This window comes from Janthinobacterium sp. CG3 (assembly GCF_000344615.1).
Taxonomy (GTDB): domain Bacteria; phylum Pseudomonadota; class Gammaproteobacteria; order Burkholderiales; family Burkholderiaceae_D; genus Janthinobacterium.
The window spans coordinates 1-15,550 of record NZ_KB467825.1; the positions used below are offsets into that span (position 1 = coordinate 1).

The 15,550-nt window shown below is 70.0% G+C and carries 15 protein-coding genes and 1 riboswitch; of the genes, 14 read left to right on the plus strand and 1 reads right to left on the minus strand.

Translation table 11 applies throughout. From position 1 onward, the window contains the following. From JANGC3_RS33965 to JANGC3_RS0124655, 14 genes are all read left to right on the plus strand, one after another. The coding region (locus tag JANGC3_RS33965; protein ID WP_232429814.1) for a hypothetical protein at positions 1-239 on the plus strand (239 nt) is incomplete at its 5' end. Between the two features lie 35 nt (positions 240-274). After that, complete coding sequence (gene cobT, locus JANGC3_RS0124595; RefSeq protein WP_017879153.1) at positions 275-1,309, plus strand: nicotinate-nucleotide--dimethylbenzimidazole phosphoribosyltransferase; 1,035 nt, start codon at positions 275-277, stop codon at positions 1,307-1,309. Between the two features lie 10 nt (positions 1,310-1,319). After that, entirely contained in the window at positions 1,320-2,123 is an 804-nt protein-coding gene (locus JANGC3_RS0124600) for an adenosylcobinamide-GDP ribazoletransferase (protein ID WP_017879154.1), read from the plus strand. Positions 2,124-2,125: 2 nt separating this feature from the next. Next, the gene (locus tag JANGC3_RS0124605) at positions 2,126-2,680 is read left to right on the plus strand and encodes a histidine phosphatase family protein (RefSeq protein ID WP_017879155.1); all 555 of its coding nucleotides are present in this window, start codon (positions 2,126-2,128) and stop codon (positions 2,678-2,680) included. A 44-nt stretch (positions 2,681-2,724) separates the two neighbouring features. Then, positions 2,725-2,943: riboswitch (cobalamin riboswitch) on the plus strand. 82 nt (positions 2,944-3,025) lie between these two features. Continuing rightward, a complete protein-coding gene (locus tag JANGC3_RS0124610; RefSeq protein WP_017879156.1) occupies positions 3,026-4,999 on the plus strand; it encodes a TonB-dependent receptor in 1,974 nt (657 codons plus the stop codon). A gap of 103 nt (positions 5,000-5,102) precedes the next feature. Beyond that, a complete protein-coding gene (locus JANGC3_RS0124615; RefSeq protein WP_017879157.1) occupies positions 5,103-6,128 on the plus strand; it encodes a FecCD family ABC transporter permease in 1,026 nt (341 codons plus the stop codon). Next, positions 6,128-6,901: an ABC transporter ATP-binding protein gene (locus JANGC3_RS0124620; protein ID WP_017879158.1), complete on the plus strand. Its 774-nt coding sequence runs from the start codon at positions 6,128-6,130 to the stop codon at positions 6,899-6,901. The genes JANGC3_RS0124615 and JANGC3_RS0124620 overlap by 1 nt, the downstream gene beginning before the upstream one ends. Continuing rightward, positions 6,898-7,530 (plus strand): cob(I)yrinic acid a,c-diamide adenosyltransferase, encoded by a 633-nt coding sequence (cobO, locus tag JANGC3_RS0124625; RefSeq protein WP_017879159.1) that lies wholly within the window; start codon positions 6,898-6,900, stop codon positions 7,528-7,530. Before JANGC3_RS0124620 ends, cobO begins: the two co-directional genes overlap by 4 nt. Then, positions 7,524-8,846, plus strand: a complete 1,323-nt coding sequence (locus tag JANGC3_RS0124630) for a cobyrinate a,c-diamide synthase (RefSeq protein WP_017879160.1) — start codon at positions 7,524-7,526, stop codon at positions 8,844-8,846. The genes cobO and JANGC3_RS0124630 overlap by 7 nt, the downstream gene beginning before the upstream one ends. Further along, positions 8,843-9,400 carry a bifunctional adenosylcobinamide kinase/adenosylcobinamide-phosphate guanylyltransferase gene (cobU, locus tag JANGC3_RS0124635; RefSeq protein ID WP_017879161.1) on the plus strand — a complete coding sequence of 186 codons (558 nt, stop codon included), beginning with the start codon at positions 8,843-8,845 and terminating at the stop codon, positions 9,398-9,400. Before JANGC3_RS0124630 ends, cobU begins: the two co-directional genes overlap by 4 nt. Further along, complete coding sequence (gene cbiB / locus JANGC3_RS0124640) at positions 9,394-10,347, plus strand: adenosylcobinamide-phosphate synthase CbiB (RefSeq protein ID WP_017879162.1); 954 nt, start codon at positions 9,394-9,396, stop codon at positions 10,345-10,347. Before cobU ends, cbiB begins: the two co-directional genes overlap by 7 nt. Next, on the plus strand, positions 10,340-11,332 hold the full coding sequence (cobD, locus tag JANGC3_RS0124645) for a threonine-phosphate decarboxylase CobD (protein ID WP_017879163.1): 993 nt from the start codon (positions 10,340-10,342) through the stop codon (positions 11,330-11,332). The genes cbiB and cobD overlap by 8 nt, the downstream gene beginning before the upstream one ends. Further along, positions 11,329-12,216: a cobalamin-binding protein gene (locus tag JANGC3_RS0124650; protein ID WP_017879164.1), complete on the plus strand. Its 888-nt coding sequence runs from the start codon at positions 11,329-11,331 to the stop codon at positions 12,214-12,216. The genes cobD and JANGC3_RS0124650 overlap by 4 nt, the downstream gene beginning before the upstream one ends. Before the next feature lie 10 nt (positions 12,217-12,226). Then, complete coding sequence (locus tag JANGC3_RS0124655) at positions 12,227-13,693, plus strand: cobyric acid synthase (protein WP_026133471.1); 1,467 nt, start codon at positions 12,227-12,229, stop codon at positions 13,691-13,693. 59 nt (positions 13,694-13,752) lie between these two features. Here the strand turns inward: JANGC3_RS0124655 and JANGC3_RS0124660 are convergent, their stop codons facing one another. Continuing rightward, complete coding sequence (locus JANGC3_RS0124660; protein ID WP_017879166.1) at positions 13,753-15,498, minus strand: alkaline phosphatase D family protein; 1,746 nt, start codon at positions 15,496-15,498, stop codon at positions 13,753-13,755. Positions 15,499-15,550: the final 52 nt, after the last annotated feature.

Below are 15,550 nucleotides of genomic sequence, written 5' to 3' on the forward strand. Positions count from 1 at the left end.
TCTGTAGTGCCTTCTTCGTCACCGACAAAGCGTTTTGTTTGTCGTCAGCAGAGAAGGAAGAGTATGCAGCGTTTCGCTTGTTTCGTCAACCCCCTAATTTCCTTGCAGCACCGTTTCCGGGCTCCCTTTCTGGTTCGCATCAGGTGCGCCTCATTGGGGAGGCGAACTATAGCAAAGCGCTGTCGGCCTTGGCAAGGATTTTTGGGTGGTGGTTGAAATATACCTGTGTGCTATCGTAGCGACGGCTCCCCCTCCCACCATATTCATCCCCTATATGACTATTCCACACATCACATCGACCCGCGACGACGCCCTGGCAACCCTGCTGGATAAGGCCATCAACAACAAGACCAAGCCGCTCGGCAGCCTGGGTGTGTTGGAAACGCTCGCCAAACAGGTCGGCATGATCCAGAAAACCACACAGGTGGAATTGCATCATCCGGCCATCGTGGTAATCGCCGCCGACCATGGCGTGGTGGCCGAGGGCATTTCCGCTTATCCGCAAAGCGTCACCTGGCAGATGGTGGAGAACTTCTTGTCCAAGGGCGCGGCAATCAACGTGTTTGCCCGCCAGAACGAATGCGCCTTATATATAGTGGATGCGGGCGTAAACCACGACTTCGGGCCGCGCGACGGCCTGCTCAGCCGCAAAGTCGGACTGGGCACCCGCAATTTCGCGGTCGAACCGGCCATGACGGCGGAGCAATGCAATGCCGCCCTCGCCGCCGGCATGGCCCTGGTCGCCGAACTGGACGGCAACGTGGTCGGCTTCGGCGAAATGGGCATCGGCAATACCACCGCCGCCGCCGCGCTGATGCACAAACTGACCGGCATACCGGTGGCGGCCTGCGTCGGCGCCGGCACCGGCCTGTCGGCTGACGGCATTTTGCACAAGCAGCGGGTGATCGAGGCCGCCGTGCTGCACCACGCGACGGCCGGCGAGCCGCTGGACGTGCTGGCCACCTTCGGCGGTTTCGAAATTGCGATGATGGCCGGCGCGATGCTGAAAGCCGCCGAACGCCGCATGGTGCTGCTGATCGACGGCTTCATCGTCACCAGCGCGCTGCTGGTGGCGGCGCGCCTGCAACCGGCGATACTCGACTACTGCGTGTTCTCGCACTGCTCCGACGAAAACGGCCACCAGCGCCTGCTCGACAACCTGGCGGCGCGCCCGCTGCTGCGCCTCGACCTGCGCCTGGGCGAAGGCACCGGCTCGGCGCTGGCGCTGCCGCTGCTGCGCGCGTCGGTCAACTTCCTGCGCGAGATGGCCACCTTCGAGTCGGCCCAGGTCAGCGAAAAATCGGCTTAAGGCGCGCCGCATGCCGCGCCCGCTCACCGCCGCCCTGCACCAGTGCCGCCTGTTCTTTATAGCGCTGCAGTTTTTCACGCGCCTGCCGATTCCGCAATGGGTCGGCTTCGAGGCCGGCTGGCTGCACCACGCCGCGCGCTACTTTCCGCTGGTCGGCGTCGTCGTGGCGGCCATCGCCAGCGCGGTGTACGCGCTGGCCGCCTGGCTATGGCCGGCGCCGGTGGCGGCGCTGCTGGCGACGGCGGCCGGCATCTACGCCACCGGCGCCTTCCACGAGGACGGCTTCGCCGACATGTGCGACGGCTTCGGCGGCGGCATGACGCGCGAGCGGGTGCTCGAAATCATGAAGGATTCGCGCATCGGCGCGTACGGCGCGATCGGCATCGGCTGCCTGCTCGCGCTCAAATGCGCGGTGCTGGCCATGCTGCCGCCGGCAGCCGTGGTCGGCGCGCTGTTCCTCGCGCACCCGCTGTCGCGCCTAGCCGCCTGCGCGCTGATCTGGCGCATGGACTACGCCCGCGCCGAAGGCAAGGCCAAGCCGCTGGCGCAGGAAATGACGACACCGGAGTTTGCGATTGCCGCGCTGGGCGCGGCCCTGCCCGCCGCCCTCCTCGGCCTGGGCGGGCATCTGCCCTGGAGCGCGCTGCTGGGCGGTGCGCTGGCCGCCGCGCTGGCGACGCTGTGGCTGGCGCGCAAATGCGCGCGGCGCCTGGGCGGCTACACCGGCGACTGCCTCGGCGCGGTGCAGCAACTGACCGAGGTGGTGCTGTACCTGGCCGTGCTGGCCGCCGTCGGGCAAGGCACCTGGCACTGAACATGCGCCTGACTCTCATCCGACATCCCCGGCCGCTGGTCGCGCCCGACCTGTGCTACGGCAGCACCGACCTGGCCGTCGCGCCGGAGGAGCTGGCGCGCGTGCTGACCGAACTCGGCCCTACCCTGCCGCCCGGCCTGCCCTTGTTCTCCAGCCCGCTGCGCCGCTGCGCCGAGCTGGCCACCGCGGTGGCCGCCGCCCTGCCCTGCGCCTCGCTCGCGTTCGACGCCCGCCTGGTCGAAATCGATTTCGGCGCGTGGGAGATGCGCCGCTGGGACGACATTCCGCGCGCCGACATCGACGCCTGGGCCGCCGACGTGGCGGCCTACCGCCCCGGCGGCGGCGAGAGCGTGCTGCAGATGGCGGCCCGGGTAGCCGCATTCCACGACCAGCTGTTGCGCAAACAGTACACCGGCGCGCTGGTGGTGTGCCACGCCGGCACCATGCGCCTGCTGGCGGCGCGCCACGCCGGCCTGTCATTGGCGCAGATGGCCCTGAAGGCCGCCTGCGCGCCGCACCAGATCGGCTATGGCCAGTGCCTGGTTCTCGATTCCTGAGGGGGCCGCGGCGCCCCGGGCGGTTGCCGCCGCGGTGCGAAGCCGTATAATGTCCGGGTTTTGGTGCCCGCGTCCATGTCCATGGACGCAGTTAAACGGGAAACACGATGCCGCTGTCATAGCGAACGTGTGCTGCCCCCGCAACGGTAAGCAAGTGCCGCCCTCGGGCGGCGAACTGCCTCTGACAACCACTGTGCGTAGCATGGGAAGGTGGGGCGGTCCGACTTGTCAGCCCGGATACCGGCCAGAACAGGTGGAAGTGCGGGCCGTGACGGCGCCGCTCCTTCCGTTAAATCCGGCCTGCGGGGACGCAAGCCGGATGCTCTTTCCGATGAAACGAATAACATGACCGCTCCCGTATCGCACCGCCGCGCCCTGGCACTGACCCCGCGCGCACTGGTCTCCGCCATTTCCCTGTGCTTCGTCGCGGCCGCCCCGGCCCTGGCCCAGAGCGCCACCCAGACCCTGGCCCCGGTGCTCGTCACCGGCGCGCGTTTTAGCAGCGACCCGGCGCTGCTGCCGATCGGCGCCAGCGTCATCACCGCCGAGCAGATCCGCCGCGCCGGCGCCGCCGACGTCAACCAGGCCATCCGCAAAATCGGCGGCGTGTTCGGCCGCCAGAGCCTGGACGGCAGCCCCGACTTCGGCCTCGACCTGCGCGGCTTCGGCTCCAACAGCAACCAGAACATGGTCATCGTGCTCGACGGCGTACGCATGTCGGAAAACGAACTGGTCGCGGCCGCGCTGTCGACGATCACGATCGACAGCGTCGAACGTATTGAAATCACCCGCGGCGGCAGCGCCGTGCTGTACGGCGACGGCGCCACCGGCGGCGTCATCAACATCATCACCAAACGCCCGGCCAAAGGCGGCCGCGGCAGCGTATTCGCCGAAGTGGGCCAGCTCGGCCAGCGCGAAGTGCGCGCCTCGGCGGCGCAAACCTGGGACGGCTTCACGCTCGACGCCGCCATCGGCACCCAGCAAACCGACAACTACCGCGACAACAACGAATTCAAGCAAACCAATGCGAACGTCGGCGCGCAGTGGGCGATCCAGGACGGCCGCATCGGCGTGCGCCTGGTGCGCTCGGAGCAGGACTACCGCCTGGCGGGTTCGTTGACGCTGGCGCAGTACGACACCGATCCGCGCCAAACCAAGACGCCGGACAATTTCGCCTCGCTCGACAGCGACCGCCTGACCGCCTTCGTCGAGCGCCGCTTCGGCGCCGTCGACCTGGCCGCCGAACTGTCGCGCCGCGAAAAGACCGCCAGGTCGAACTACATCGACAGCGGTTTCAAAGCCACCTACACCAGCGAACAGACCCAGTTCTCGCCGCGCCTGCGCCACCTCGGCCAGTTCGGCGGCCTGCTCAACGAAGTCGTCGCCGGGGTCGACCTGATCAGCTGGAACCGCCTCACCGACGACGGCTACGCAAAAGACGACTCGTCGCAAAAATCGCAGGCGGTGTATCTGCGCGACGAGGTGAAATTCGACGGCCCGCGCAACGCCCGCGTCGCCGTCGGCGCGCGCCACGAACGCTTCGACAAGGACTCGGTCGAGCGCCTGTCCGGCTACACCAACTACGACTTCAAGCAAAGCCTGAACGCCTGGGAGCTGCAGGGCAGCTTCAACGCGACGCCGCTGTTGAACCTGTTCGCCAAGGCCGGCCAGAGCTACCGCATCGCCAACGCCGACGAGAACGGCTACACCTCGACCAGCCAGCCGCTGAAACCGCAAAAGTCGCACGACCTCGAGTTCGGCGCCACCCTCGGCGGCGCCGCGCAAAGCCTGACCGCGCGCCTGTTCCGCCACAAGCTGACGAACGAGATCTATTACGATCCGACCGCCGGCGCCTTTGGCGGCAACACCAACCTGGCCCCGACCAAGCGCCAGGGCCTGGAAATCGACGCCAGCGTGCAGCTGGCCGCCGACTGGCGCGTCAGCGCCCACCTGCAGCACGTCAAAGCGACCTTCAGCGAAGGCGCCAACGCCGGCAAGGAAATGGCGTTGGTGCCGAAAAACGTCGTCTCGGCCCGCCTGTCGTGGGTGCCGAACGACGGCCAAAGCGCCGACGTCGGCGCGCAATGGGTCGACAGCCAGCGCTACGGCAGCGACTTCAGCAACACCTGCTCCAGCCAGATCCCGTCGTACACCACCATCGACGCGCGCTACGCCAGGAAACTGGGCGCCTGGGAACTGGCGCTGAGCGGTTTGAACCTGACCGACAAGCAGTACTACAGCAACGCCTTCGGCTGCCGGAAAGGCATCTACTCCAGCGACGGACGCCAGCTGAAAGTCTCGGCCCGCTATGATTTCTAAGCGGGTGTGAGGCGGTAACAAATGGCTCGCCGCTGAACCGCACTTTTCGCCGCGGCGGGCCATTTTCCCGCACAATGCCATTCCCAAAACCACAAGGCTGTGCATGCACCCTTTTTTCCGCAACCTGCGCCACCGCACCGCCATCGTCCTGGCCGCCCTGGTCGCGCTCACCCTTGCCAGCCTGGTTTTCTCGGGCATGACCGGCTCGATCGCGCTGCCGCTCGCCGACATTCCCGCCGCCCTCAATGAGATCGCCCACGGCGGCTCCGCCACGCTCGCCGCCACCCTGCTCGAACTGCGCCTGGGCCGCGCGCTGACCGCCTTCGTCACCGGCGCGGCGCTGTCGCTGGCCGGCGTGATGATGCAGGCGCTGCTGCGCAATCCGCTGGCCGACCCCTACGTGCTGGGCATCTCGGCCGGCGCCTCGGTGGGCGCGCTGGCCGCGCTGCTGTTCATGGGCGCGCTATGGATGGTCGACGCCGCCGCCTTCGCCGGCGCCGTCGCCGTGTCGATGACGCTGTATCTGTTCGCCCGCGGCGACCTGCGCGGCGGCGGCGCCGCCGAGGGCGGCAGCTCGGTATTGCTGCTGACCGGCGCGGTGCTGTCGTCGGCCTGCATGGCCACCGTCACGCTGATGCTGTCGATCGCCCCGGAAAGCCGCCTGCGCAGCATGGTGTTCTGGATGATCGGCGACCTCTCCGGCGTGCCGCTGCGGCTCGCGCCCTGGCTGGTGCTGGCGGCGGCGCTGCTGTTCGCGCTGCGCAGCGCGCGCGCGCTGAACGTGATGGCGCTGCACGCCGAAGCCGCCGCCACCCTGGGCATCCGCGTCGGCGCCCTGCGCAAGGGCCTGTTCTTCTGCTCCGGCCTGCTGACCGCCAGCGCCGTCACCAGCGCCGGCAGCATCGCCTTCGTCGGCCTGATCGTGCCGCACGCGCTGCGCTTCGCCTGCGGTCCCGACCACCGTCTGCTGGTGCCGGCCGCAGCGCTGGCCGGCGGCACCTTCCTGGTGCTGACCGACACGCTGGCGCGCACCGTGCTGGCGCCGCAGCAGTTGCCGGTCGGCGTGCTGACCGCGCTGATCGGCGCGCCGGTGTTCCTGTACCAATTGCACCGGCTGCGGAGGGCGTGATGATCAGCACCCATCAACTACGCCTGGACGTCGGCGCGCGCACCCTGGTCGAAGGACTCGACTGGCACATCGACGCCGGCCAGTGCTGGAGCGTGATCGGCCGCAACGGCGCCGGCAAGAGCACCCTGCTGCGCACCCTGGCCGGGCTGCGCCGGCCCGACGCCGGCGGCGTCGCCATCCACGGCCGCGCGCTGGCCGACTGGCCGCTGGAGCAGCTGGCGCGCGAACGCGCCTTCCTGGCGCAGTCGCGCAGCGACGCCTTTTCCTACCGCGCCATCGAAACCGTACTGGCGGCGCGCCACCCCTACCACGCCAACCGCTACTGGGAGGGCAGCGACGACTACCGCATCGCCCACGCCGCGCTGGCCTCGATGCAGGTGGCCGAGCTGGCCGAGCGCGACGTGCGCACCCTGTCCGGCGGCGAGCGCCAGCGCGTCGCCATCGCCGCCATGCTGGCGCAGGACACGCCGCTGCTGCTGCTCGACGAACCGGCCAACGCGCTCGACCTGGCGCACCAGGTCAGCGTGATGGGACTGCTGGCGCGCCTGTGCCGCGAACAGAACAAGACCGCCGTCATGGTCGGCCACGATCTGAACCTGGCGCACAGCGTCTCCAGCCACGCGCTGCTGCTGATGGGCGACGGCCGCTGGCTGGCCGGGCCGGTGGCCCAGGTCATGCGCGCCGAGATCCTCAGCGAATACCTGGGCCATCCGATCGACATCATCGAACACGGCACACGCCGCATCTTCATTCCAAAAGAGGACATAGCATGAGCGAAAACATCGACAACAACGCCGACACCCTGGCCATCAACGAGCGCCACCGCCTGCGCATGGAGCGCAAGAAGGCCGTCATCGACGCCAAGATCGCCGGCGCGCAAAAGGAAATCGGCATCATCATCGTCAACACCGGCAACGGCAAGGGCAAAAGTTCGAGCGGCTTCGGCATGGCGATCCGCGCCATGGGCCACGGCATGAAAGTCGGCGTGGTGCAGTTCATCAAGGGCGCCATGTCGACCGGCGAGGAGACCTTCCTGCGCCGCTTCCCCGACGAGGTCAGCTTCCACGCTATGGGCGAGGGCTACACCTGGGACACGCAGGACCGCGCGCGCGACACCGAAAAAGCGCTGCTGGCGTGGCAGCAGGCCAAGCTGTTTCTGGCCGACCCGGCCATCGGCCTGGTGCTGCTCGACGAACTCAACATCGCGCTCAAATACCGCTACCTCGACGTCCACACCGTCATCGCCGACCTGCTCGAACGGCCCGACATGCAGCACGTCGTCGTCACCGGCCGCGGCGCGCCGGCGGAGCTGATCGCCATCGCCGACACCGTCACCGAGATGAACGTCGTCAAGCACGCCTTCCAGGCCGGCATCACCGCCCAGGCCGGCACCGAATGGTGACGCCGGCGGCCGACGGATACGTCGATGTGCGCGTGCTGCTGGTGGCGGCGGTGTCGTCGGGCCAGGGCAAGACCACGGTGACGGCGGCGCTGGCGCGCAAACTGGCCAAGCGCGGCCAGCGCGTGCGCGTTTTCAAGTGCGGCCCCGACTTCATCGACCCGATGCTGCTGGAACGCGCCAGCGGCGCGCCGGTCAAGTCGCTCGACATGTGGATGGTCGGCGCCGAGCATTGCCGCAGCCAGCTGGCCGCCGCCGCGCGCGACGCCGACGTGATCCTGATCGAGGGCGTGATGGGCCTGTACGACGGCACGCCGTCGTCGGCCGACCTGGCGCGCGCCTTCGGCTTCCCGGTGATGGCCGTGATCGACGCCTCGGCGATGGCGCAAACCGCCGGCGCGCTGGTGCTCGGCCTGCGCGACTACGGCCCGGTCGAGATGGCCGGCGTCATCGCCAACCGCGTCGCCAGCCCAAACCACGCCGCCATGGTGGCCGCCTCGCTGCGCGACATTCCGCTGTTCGCCACGCTGCCGCGGCAGACCCGTTCGATGCCCGAGCGCCACCTCGGCCTGGTGCTGCCGGGCGAGGTGATCGACATCGACGCCATGCTCGACGAACTGGCCGAGCAACTGGCCTTCGACGACGCCGCCTGGGCCAAGCTGCGCAACACCCGCATCGAACTTCCCGCGCCGGCGCCGGCAACCGCGCCGGCGCTGGCGGGCAAAACCGTCGCCATCGCGCGCGACGCCGCCTTCGCCTTCCTGTACCCGGCCAACCTGGACACGCTGCGCCAACTGGGCGCGACGCTGCAATTTTTCTCGCCGCTGGCCGACGAGGCGGTGCCGGCCGGCGCCGACGCCGTCTACCTGCCGGGCGGTTACCCGGAGCTGCATCCGCAAACGCTGTCGCGCGCCGACAACTGGCACGCATCGATCCGCGCGGCCCACGCGGCCGCCGTGCCGATCGTCGCCGAATGCGGCGGCATGATGGCGCTGGCCGAATCGCTGACCGATCAGAAAGGCGACACCTGGAGCATGGTCGGATTGCTGGGCGGACGCATCGTCATGCAGCCGCGCCTGGCCGGCCTCGGCTCGCAAGGGCTGGCGACGCCGCACGGCGTGCTGCGCGGCCACACCTTCCACTACTCGCGGCTGGAAACCGAGGTGGCCGCGGCCGCGCACACCGTCAAACACCCGTCCGGCGCCGCCGGCGAGGCGCTGTACCGGGTCGGCTCGTTGACGGCCTCCTACTTCCACGCCTACTTCCCGTCCAACCCGGCCGCCGCGGCGTCCCTGTTCCTGCGCGGCGAGGCGGCATGACACGCACCCTGGTATTCGGCGGCGCGCGCTCCGGCAAAAGCGCCTACGCGGAACGGCTCGCCATCGGCTCCGGCAAGGAAGTCGTCTACATCGCCACCGCGCGCGACGGCGACGGCGAAATGGCCAGCCGCATCCGCCAGCACCGGCGCCAGCGTCCGGCCGAATGGCTGACGGTGGAAGAACCGCTGGCACTGGCCGACGCCGTGCTGCGCCACTGCACGCCGGGGCGCCTGGTGCTGGTCGACTGCCTGACGCTGTGGCTGTCGAACCTGATGTTCTCCGGCGCCGCCGAGTACCCCGACGTCGGCGACATCGAACTGCCGCCGCTCTTCCACGACCAGCGCCAGCAATTGCTGCGCGCCCTGGAGCGGGTCGGCGGCGACCTGCTGCTGGTGTCGAACGAAGTCGGCATGGGCATCGTTCCCTACGGCGCCATCTCGCGCAGCTTCACCGACGAATCGGGCCGCCTGAACCAGGCGGTGGCGGCGCTCTGCGACCACGTCGCCTTCGTCGCGGCCGGCCTGCCGTTGATATTAAAGGGCGCGCCATGCTGAGCGGCCTGTCGCCCGGCGCCGTCGCGCTGCTGCTGCTGGCCGGCGTGCTGCTCGACCTGCTGCTCGGCGAAACGCGCCGCTGGCACCCGCTGGTCGGCTTCGGCAACCTGGCCAACGCCATCGAACGCCGCCTCAACCGCGGCCGCCGGCGCTTCGCCCGCGGCGCGCTGGCCTGGCTGCTGGCGGTCGCGCCGCTGACCGCGCTGAGCGCCTGGACCTGCGGCGCGCTGGGACTGGCGGCGCACGCCGTCATGCTGTACTTCTGCATCGGCCTGCGCAGCCTGCGCGAACACAACCTGCCAATCGCCCAGGCGCTGGCGCGGGGCGACCTGGCGCAGGCGCGCCTGCTGACGGCGCGCATCGTCAGCCGCGACACGGGCGACGCCAGCGCCGCCGACCTGGCCAAGGCCAGCGCCGAGTCGCTGCTGGAAAACGGCAACGACGCCGTCTTCGGCACGCTGTTCTGGTTCGCCGTCGCCGGCGGCCCCGGCGCCGTGCTGTTCCGGCTGGCGAACACGCTCGACGCCATGTGGGGCTATCGCAACGAGCGCTTCGACTGGTTCGGCTGCTGCGCCGCGCGCATCGACGACGCCCTCAACTACCTGCCGGCGCGGCTCACCGCGCTGTCCTATATCGCGCTGGGCGCGACGCTGGCCGACAAGCGCCGCGCCTGGCAATGCTGGCGCGCGCAGGCGCCCAACTGGAGCAGCCCGAACGCCGGTCCGGTGATGTCGACCGGCGCCGGCGCGCTCGGCCTGGCGCTGGGCGGCGCCGCCATCTACGACGGCGTGCTGGAACAGCGTCCGCCGCTGGGCAGCGGCCGCGGCGCCGCCGCGCCCGACATCGCCCGCGCCTGGCGCCTGGTGGCCCACACCACCACCCTGTGGCTGGCCTGCGCCGGCCTGGCCGCCCTCGCCCACCACCTGATCTGGAGCACCCATGCTTGAACACGGCGGCAACCTGCGCGACGCCGCGCTGCGCTTCGGCCGCGCCGCCGAAGACTGGCTCGACCTGTCGACCGGCATCAACCCGCGCTGGTATCCGCCGCCGCCGTTGAGCGGCAACGCCTGGCACCGCCTGCCCGAAGCCGACCCGGCGCTGGCGCAGGCGGCCGCTGCGTTCTACGGCGCGCCGCTGATGCTGCCGGTGGCCGGCACCCAGGCGGCGATCCAGGCGCTGCCGCGGCTGCGCCCGCCCTCGCGCGTGGTGGTGGCCGCGCCGTCCTACGCCGAACACGCCCACCACTGGGCGCTGCACGGCCACCGCATGCGCCAGCTCGCCTACGCGGACCTCGACGCCGCCGTCGGCGACTGCGACGTCATGGTGGTCTGCAATCCGAACAACCCGACCGGCGCCAGCGTGCCGGCCGAACGCCTGCTGCACTGGGCCGGCCAACTCGCCGCGCGCGGCGGCTGGCTGGTGGTCGACGAGGCCTTCGGCGACACCGCGCCGCTGGGCAGCGTGGCCGCCCACAGCGGCCAGCCCGGCCTGGTCGTGCTGCGCTCGGTCGGAAAATTCTTCGGCCTGGCCGGCGTGCGCCTGGGCTTCGTCGCCGCGCACCCGGACTTGCTGCGCGCGCTGGCCGACCTGCTCGGGCCGTGGGCCGTCAGCGGCCCGGCGCAGCAGATCGCCCACGCCGCCCTGCTCGACCGCGCCTGGCAGGACGCCACGCGCGAACGCTTGCTGGCCGACGGCGCGCGCCTGCGACAGCTGTTAAAACAGCACCACGTCGACGCCAGCGGCAGCGCGCTATTCCAATGGTGGCCGGAGCCGCAACCGGACGCCTTCTGGCTGCACATGGCCGAACGCGGCATCTGGGTGCGCCTGTTCCAGCACGCCGCGCGCGGCATCCGCCTGGGTCTGCCGCCGGACGAAGCCGGCTGGCGGCGCCTGGCACTGGCATTGAACGAATGGAGCAAGGACAAGCAATGAACCGACTTTTATGCGCGCTGGCCTGCGCCGCGGCCGGCCTGGCCGGCCAGGCCAGCGCCGCCATCACCGTGCGCGACGACGACGGCAACACCCTCACGTTGCAACAGCCGGCCCGGCGCATCGTCGCGCTGGCGCCGCACGTGACCGAGCTGCTGTTCGCGGCCGGCGGCGGCGACCTGGTCGTCGGCGCCGTCAACTACAGCGACTATCCGGAGGCGGCCAAGCGCATCCCGCGCATCGGCGACAGCCGCCAGATCGACCTGGAGCGCGTCGCCGCGCTAAAGCCCGACCTGCTGGTGGTGTGGTTGCACGGCAGCTCCGAACGGCAGCTCGACACGCTGCGCAAACTCGGCATTCCGATGTTCCACAGCGAGCCGACGACGCTGGCCGGTATCGCCGACAACCTGGAACGGGTGGGCCAGTTGATGGGCACCGGCGGCGTCGCCGGGCCGGCCGCCGCCGAGTTGCGCAAAACCCTGGCCAGGCTGGCGACGCAATATAGCAAGCGTGCGCCGGTGCGGGTGTTTTACCAAGTGTGGGACAAGCCGCTGTACACCCTGAACGGCGAGCACATCGTCAGCGACGCGATCCGCCTGTGCGGCGGCGAAAACGTCTTCGCCAAACTCAAGGTGACGGCGCCGCAGGTCAGCCCGGAAGGCGTGCTGCAGGAGGACCCGGAGGCGGTCGTCGGCAGCGTCGAAAGGGAGCCGTCGGCCGGCGGCGTCAACATGTGGCGCCAATACGCGTCGATGAAGGCGGTGCGCAACGACAACCTGTTCGCGCTGGACGGCAACCTGCTGAACCGGGCCGGCCCGCGCATGATCGCCGGCGCCGCCGCCCTGTGCGAAAAACTCGACTTGGCGCGCCAGCGCAGAAAAAACTGAGAGCCGAAGCATGTCCTTCCCCTACCCGACCCTGATGGTGCAAGGCACCACCTCCGACGCCGGCAAAACCACCGTGGTGGCCGCCCTGTGCCGCCTGCTGAAACGCCGCGGCGTGGCCGTGGTGCCGTTCAAGCCGCAGAACATGGCCCTGAACAGCGCCGTCACCGCCGACGGCGGCGAGATCGGCCGCGCCCAGGCGCTGCAAGCCATCGCCGCCGGCCTGGAGGCGCACACCGACATGAACCCGGTGCTGCTGAAGCCGTCCTCCAACACCGGCGCCCAAGTGATCATCCACGGCAAGGTGCAGGCCGAGATGAACGCGCGCGACTACCAGCACTACAAAACCGTGGCGATGAAGGCGGTGCTGGAGTCGTACGCCCGGCTGGGCGCGCAATACCAGGCCATCATCGTCGAAGGCGCCGGCAGCCCGGCCGAAATCAACCTGCGCGAGCGCGACATCGCCAACATGGGCTTCGCCGAGGCGGTCGACTGCCCGGTGATCCTGGTGGCCGACATCGACCGCGGCGGCGTCTTCGCCCACATCATCGGCACGCTGGCCTGCCTGTCCGAGAGCGAGCGCGCGCGCATCGTCGGCTTCGTCATCAACCGCTTCCGCGGCGACATCACGCTGCTCGACTCCGGCCTGGAATGGCTGGAACAACAAACCGGCAAGCCGGTGCTGGCGGTGCTGCCGTATCTGCAGGGCCTGTTCCTGGACGCCGAGGACGCGGTCGAGTCGACCCAGGCGGCGCGCGGCGCCTTCCGCGTGGTGGTGCCGAAGCTGCCGCGCATGAGCAACCACACCGACTTCGACGCGCTGCGCGCGCACCCGGACGTCGACCTGCAATTCATCGGCCAGGGCCAGGCGATTCCGCCGGCCGACCTGGTGATCCTGCCCGGCAGTAAAAACACCCGCGGCGACCTGGAATGGCTGCTGGCCCAGGGCTGGCGCGGCAAGCTGGCCAGGCACCTGCGCTACGGCGGCAAGGTCATCGGCATTTGCGGCGGCTTCCAGATGCTCGGCGAGGGCGTCGACGACCCGCACGGCGTCGAAGGCGCGGCGGGCGCCTCGGCGGCGCTGGGCTTGCTGGAGATGCGCACCGAGCTGACCTTGGACAAGCGCCTGGTGCGGGCCAGCGGCGTGTGCGCGTTCGACTCCGGCGCCGGCGCCGCCGTCAGCGGCTACGAAATCCATATGGGAACGTCGAGCGGGGCGGCGCTGCAGCGGCCGGCGTTCCGCATCGACGGCCGGCCGGAGGGCGCCTGCTCGGCCGACGGGCAGGTCCTCGGCACCTATCTGCACGGGCTGTTCGACACGCCGGCGGCCTGCGCCGCGCTGCTGCGCTGGGCCGGGCTGGACTCCGAGGTGCGCGTCGACACCGCGCAACTGCGCGAGGACAGCCTGGAGCGCATCGCCGACGCCACCCAACCGCTGCTGGACGCGCTGCTGCGCTTGAAGGCGCCGAGGCGGGCGTAAGCCGGCGCCGAGCCGATGCCGACGCCAGTCGGCTGACGCCCTGGCGGGCTAACCCGACCTCAGCACTCGACGATTTTGCGGTTGCCGGGGCCGGCCAGGGTGCGCAGGCTGCGCTCGGTGGCGGCGCTGAACTGGCGGCTGTGCACCGTGTCGACGAAGCGCCAGTCGCAGCGCACCTCGTCGTCGGTTGCGGTGACGACCATGTAACCGCGCTTGCTGGTCTGGGCGTAGTACAGCGGCTCGATCAACTGCTCCATCATGCTCGCCACCTGGTCCGGCGTGCGCTTCGGGTAGCTGCGCTCCAGGCCGGGCGAGGACACCGAGGCGGTGGCGAATTCCACGCCGACCTGCTTGCCGTCGCCGTCGCGCAGGTCGCTGGCCCAGGCGTTGTGGGTGTCGCCGGCCAGCACCACCAGGTTCTTGCGCTGGCGCCGCATGATCCCGAACAGCAGCTCGCGGTCGTTCTGGTAGCCGTCCCAGGAATCCAGATAGCAGGGCAGCGTCGGCGCCGCCAGGCAGGCTTGCTCCTCCGCGCTGACGGCTGCCGGGTCGCTGCCGGCGCGCCGCTTCAAGGCGACATAGTCTTCCCGGCTGATCTGCCCCATCAGCACCGGCGTCGGAAATTCCATGCGCGCCATCAGCACCTGCTGCCCCAGCATCTGCCAGCGCGCCGGCGAGGCGCCGACCTGCCGCTCCAGCCAGTCGATCTGCTCGCGCCCCATCAGCTGGCGCTGCGGCGAGGCCACGTCGCGCCGGTATTTTCCGGCGTCGAAGGCGCCGTCCTCGCCATAGTACGAAGACAGCATCAACTGCTGGCCGCGGCCGATGACGCGGGTGTCTAGCATGTGCAGCGACACCAGTTTGCCGAAATCGAAGGAGCGGTAGATGCGCTCCGGCCGCCCGGGTTCGGGCGCGCGGATCGGCAGCCACTCGTGGTAGGCCCGCACCGCCGCCGCCTTGCGCAGTGAAAACGGGCCGGCGCGGCTGGCCTGGTGCTCGGCGGCGCCGTCCATCCAGGTGTCGTCGGCGATCTCGTGGTCGTCCCACACGGTGATAAAGGGCAGGCTGGCGTGCAGCGCCTGCAGGTCCGGGTCGGAGCGGTACTGGGCGTAGCGGCGGCGGTAGTCGTCCAGCGCCATCAGCGGCTGCGCCGGCTCCGACACCCGTCCCAGCGCCACCGCGCGCTCGCAGGCGTAGCCGGTGCTCTCGTACTCGTAGATGTAGTCGCCGATGTGCAGCGCCGCGTCGAGGTCGTCGCGCTTGGCGGCGTCGGCATAGACGTTGAAATAGCCGGCCGGATAATTCGCGCACGAGAATACCGCCAGGCGCACCTGCCTGACGTCGCGCCTGGGCAGGGTCTTGGTGCGGCCCAGCGGCGACTTCACGCTGGCCGTGCCGAAGCGGTAAAAATACACGTGGCCGGGCAGCAGGCCGTCGACGTCGACCTTCACCGTGTAGTCGCGCGCCGCGCCGGTGGTGACGCTGCCGCTGGCGAGCGGCTGGCGCATCTCGGCGTCGGCCGCCACCTGCCACTGCACCACGACGTCGCCGCCGTCGTGGCCGTCGCGCGGCGTGACGCGGGTCCACAGCACCACCCGGTCGGCCAGCGGGTCGCCGCTGGCCACGCCGTGCAGGAAATGCACGGCGCCGGCGTCGGCCAGCCCGGCGGCGGTGCTGCCGCAGCCGGCCGCGCCCAGGCCGCCGGCGCCGATCAAGGCCGACGAACACAACTGGCGGATGAACTGGCGCCGCGGCGGCTGCGCCGCGGCGTCGGCCTGCGCCGCTTCGGGAAACCACGTTTGCATACGCACCCACCTTCCTTCGCCACGCCGATGGCTGCAAACTTACGCCCGATTG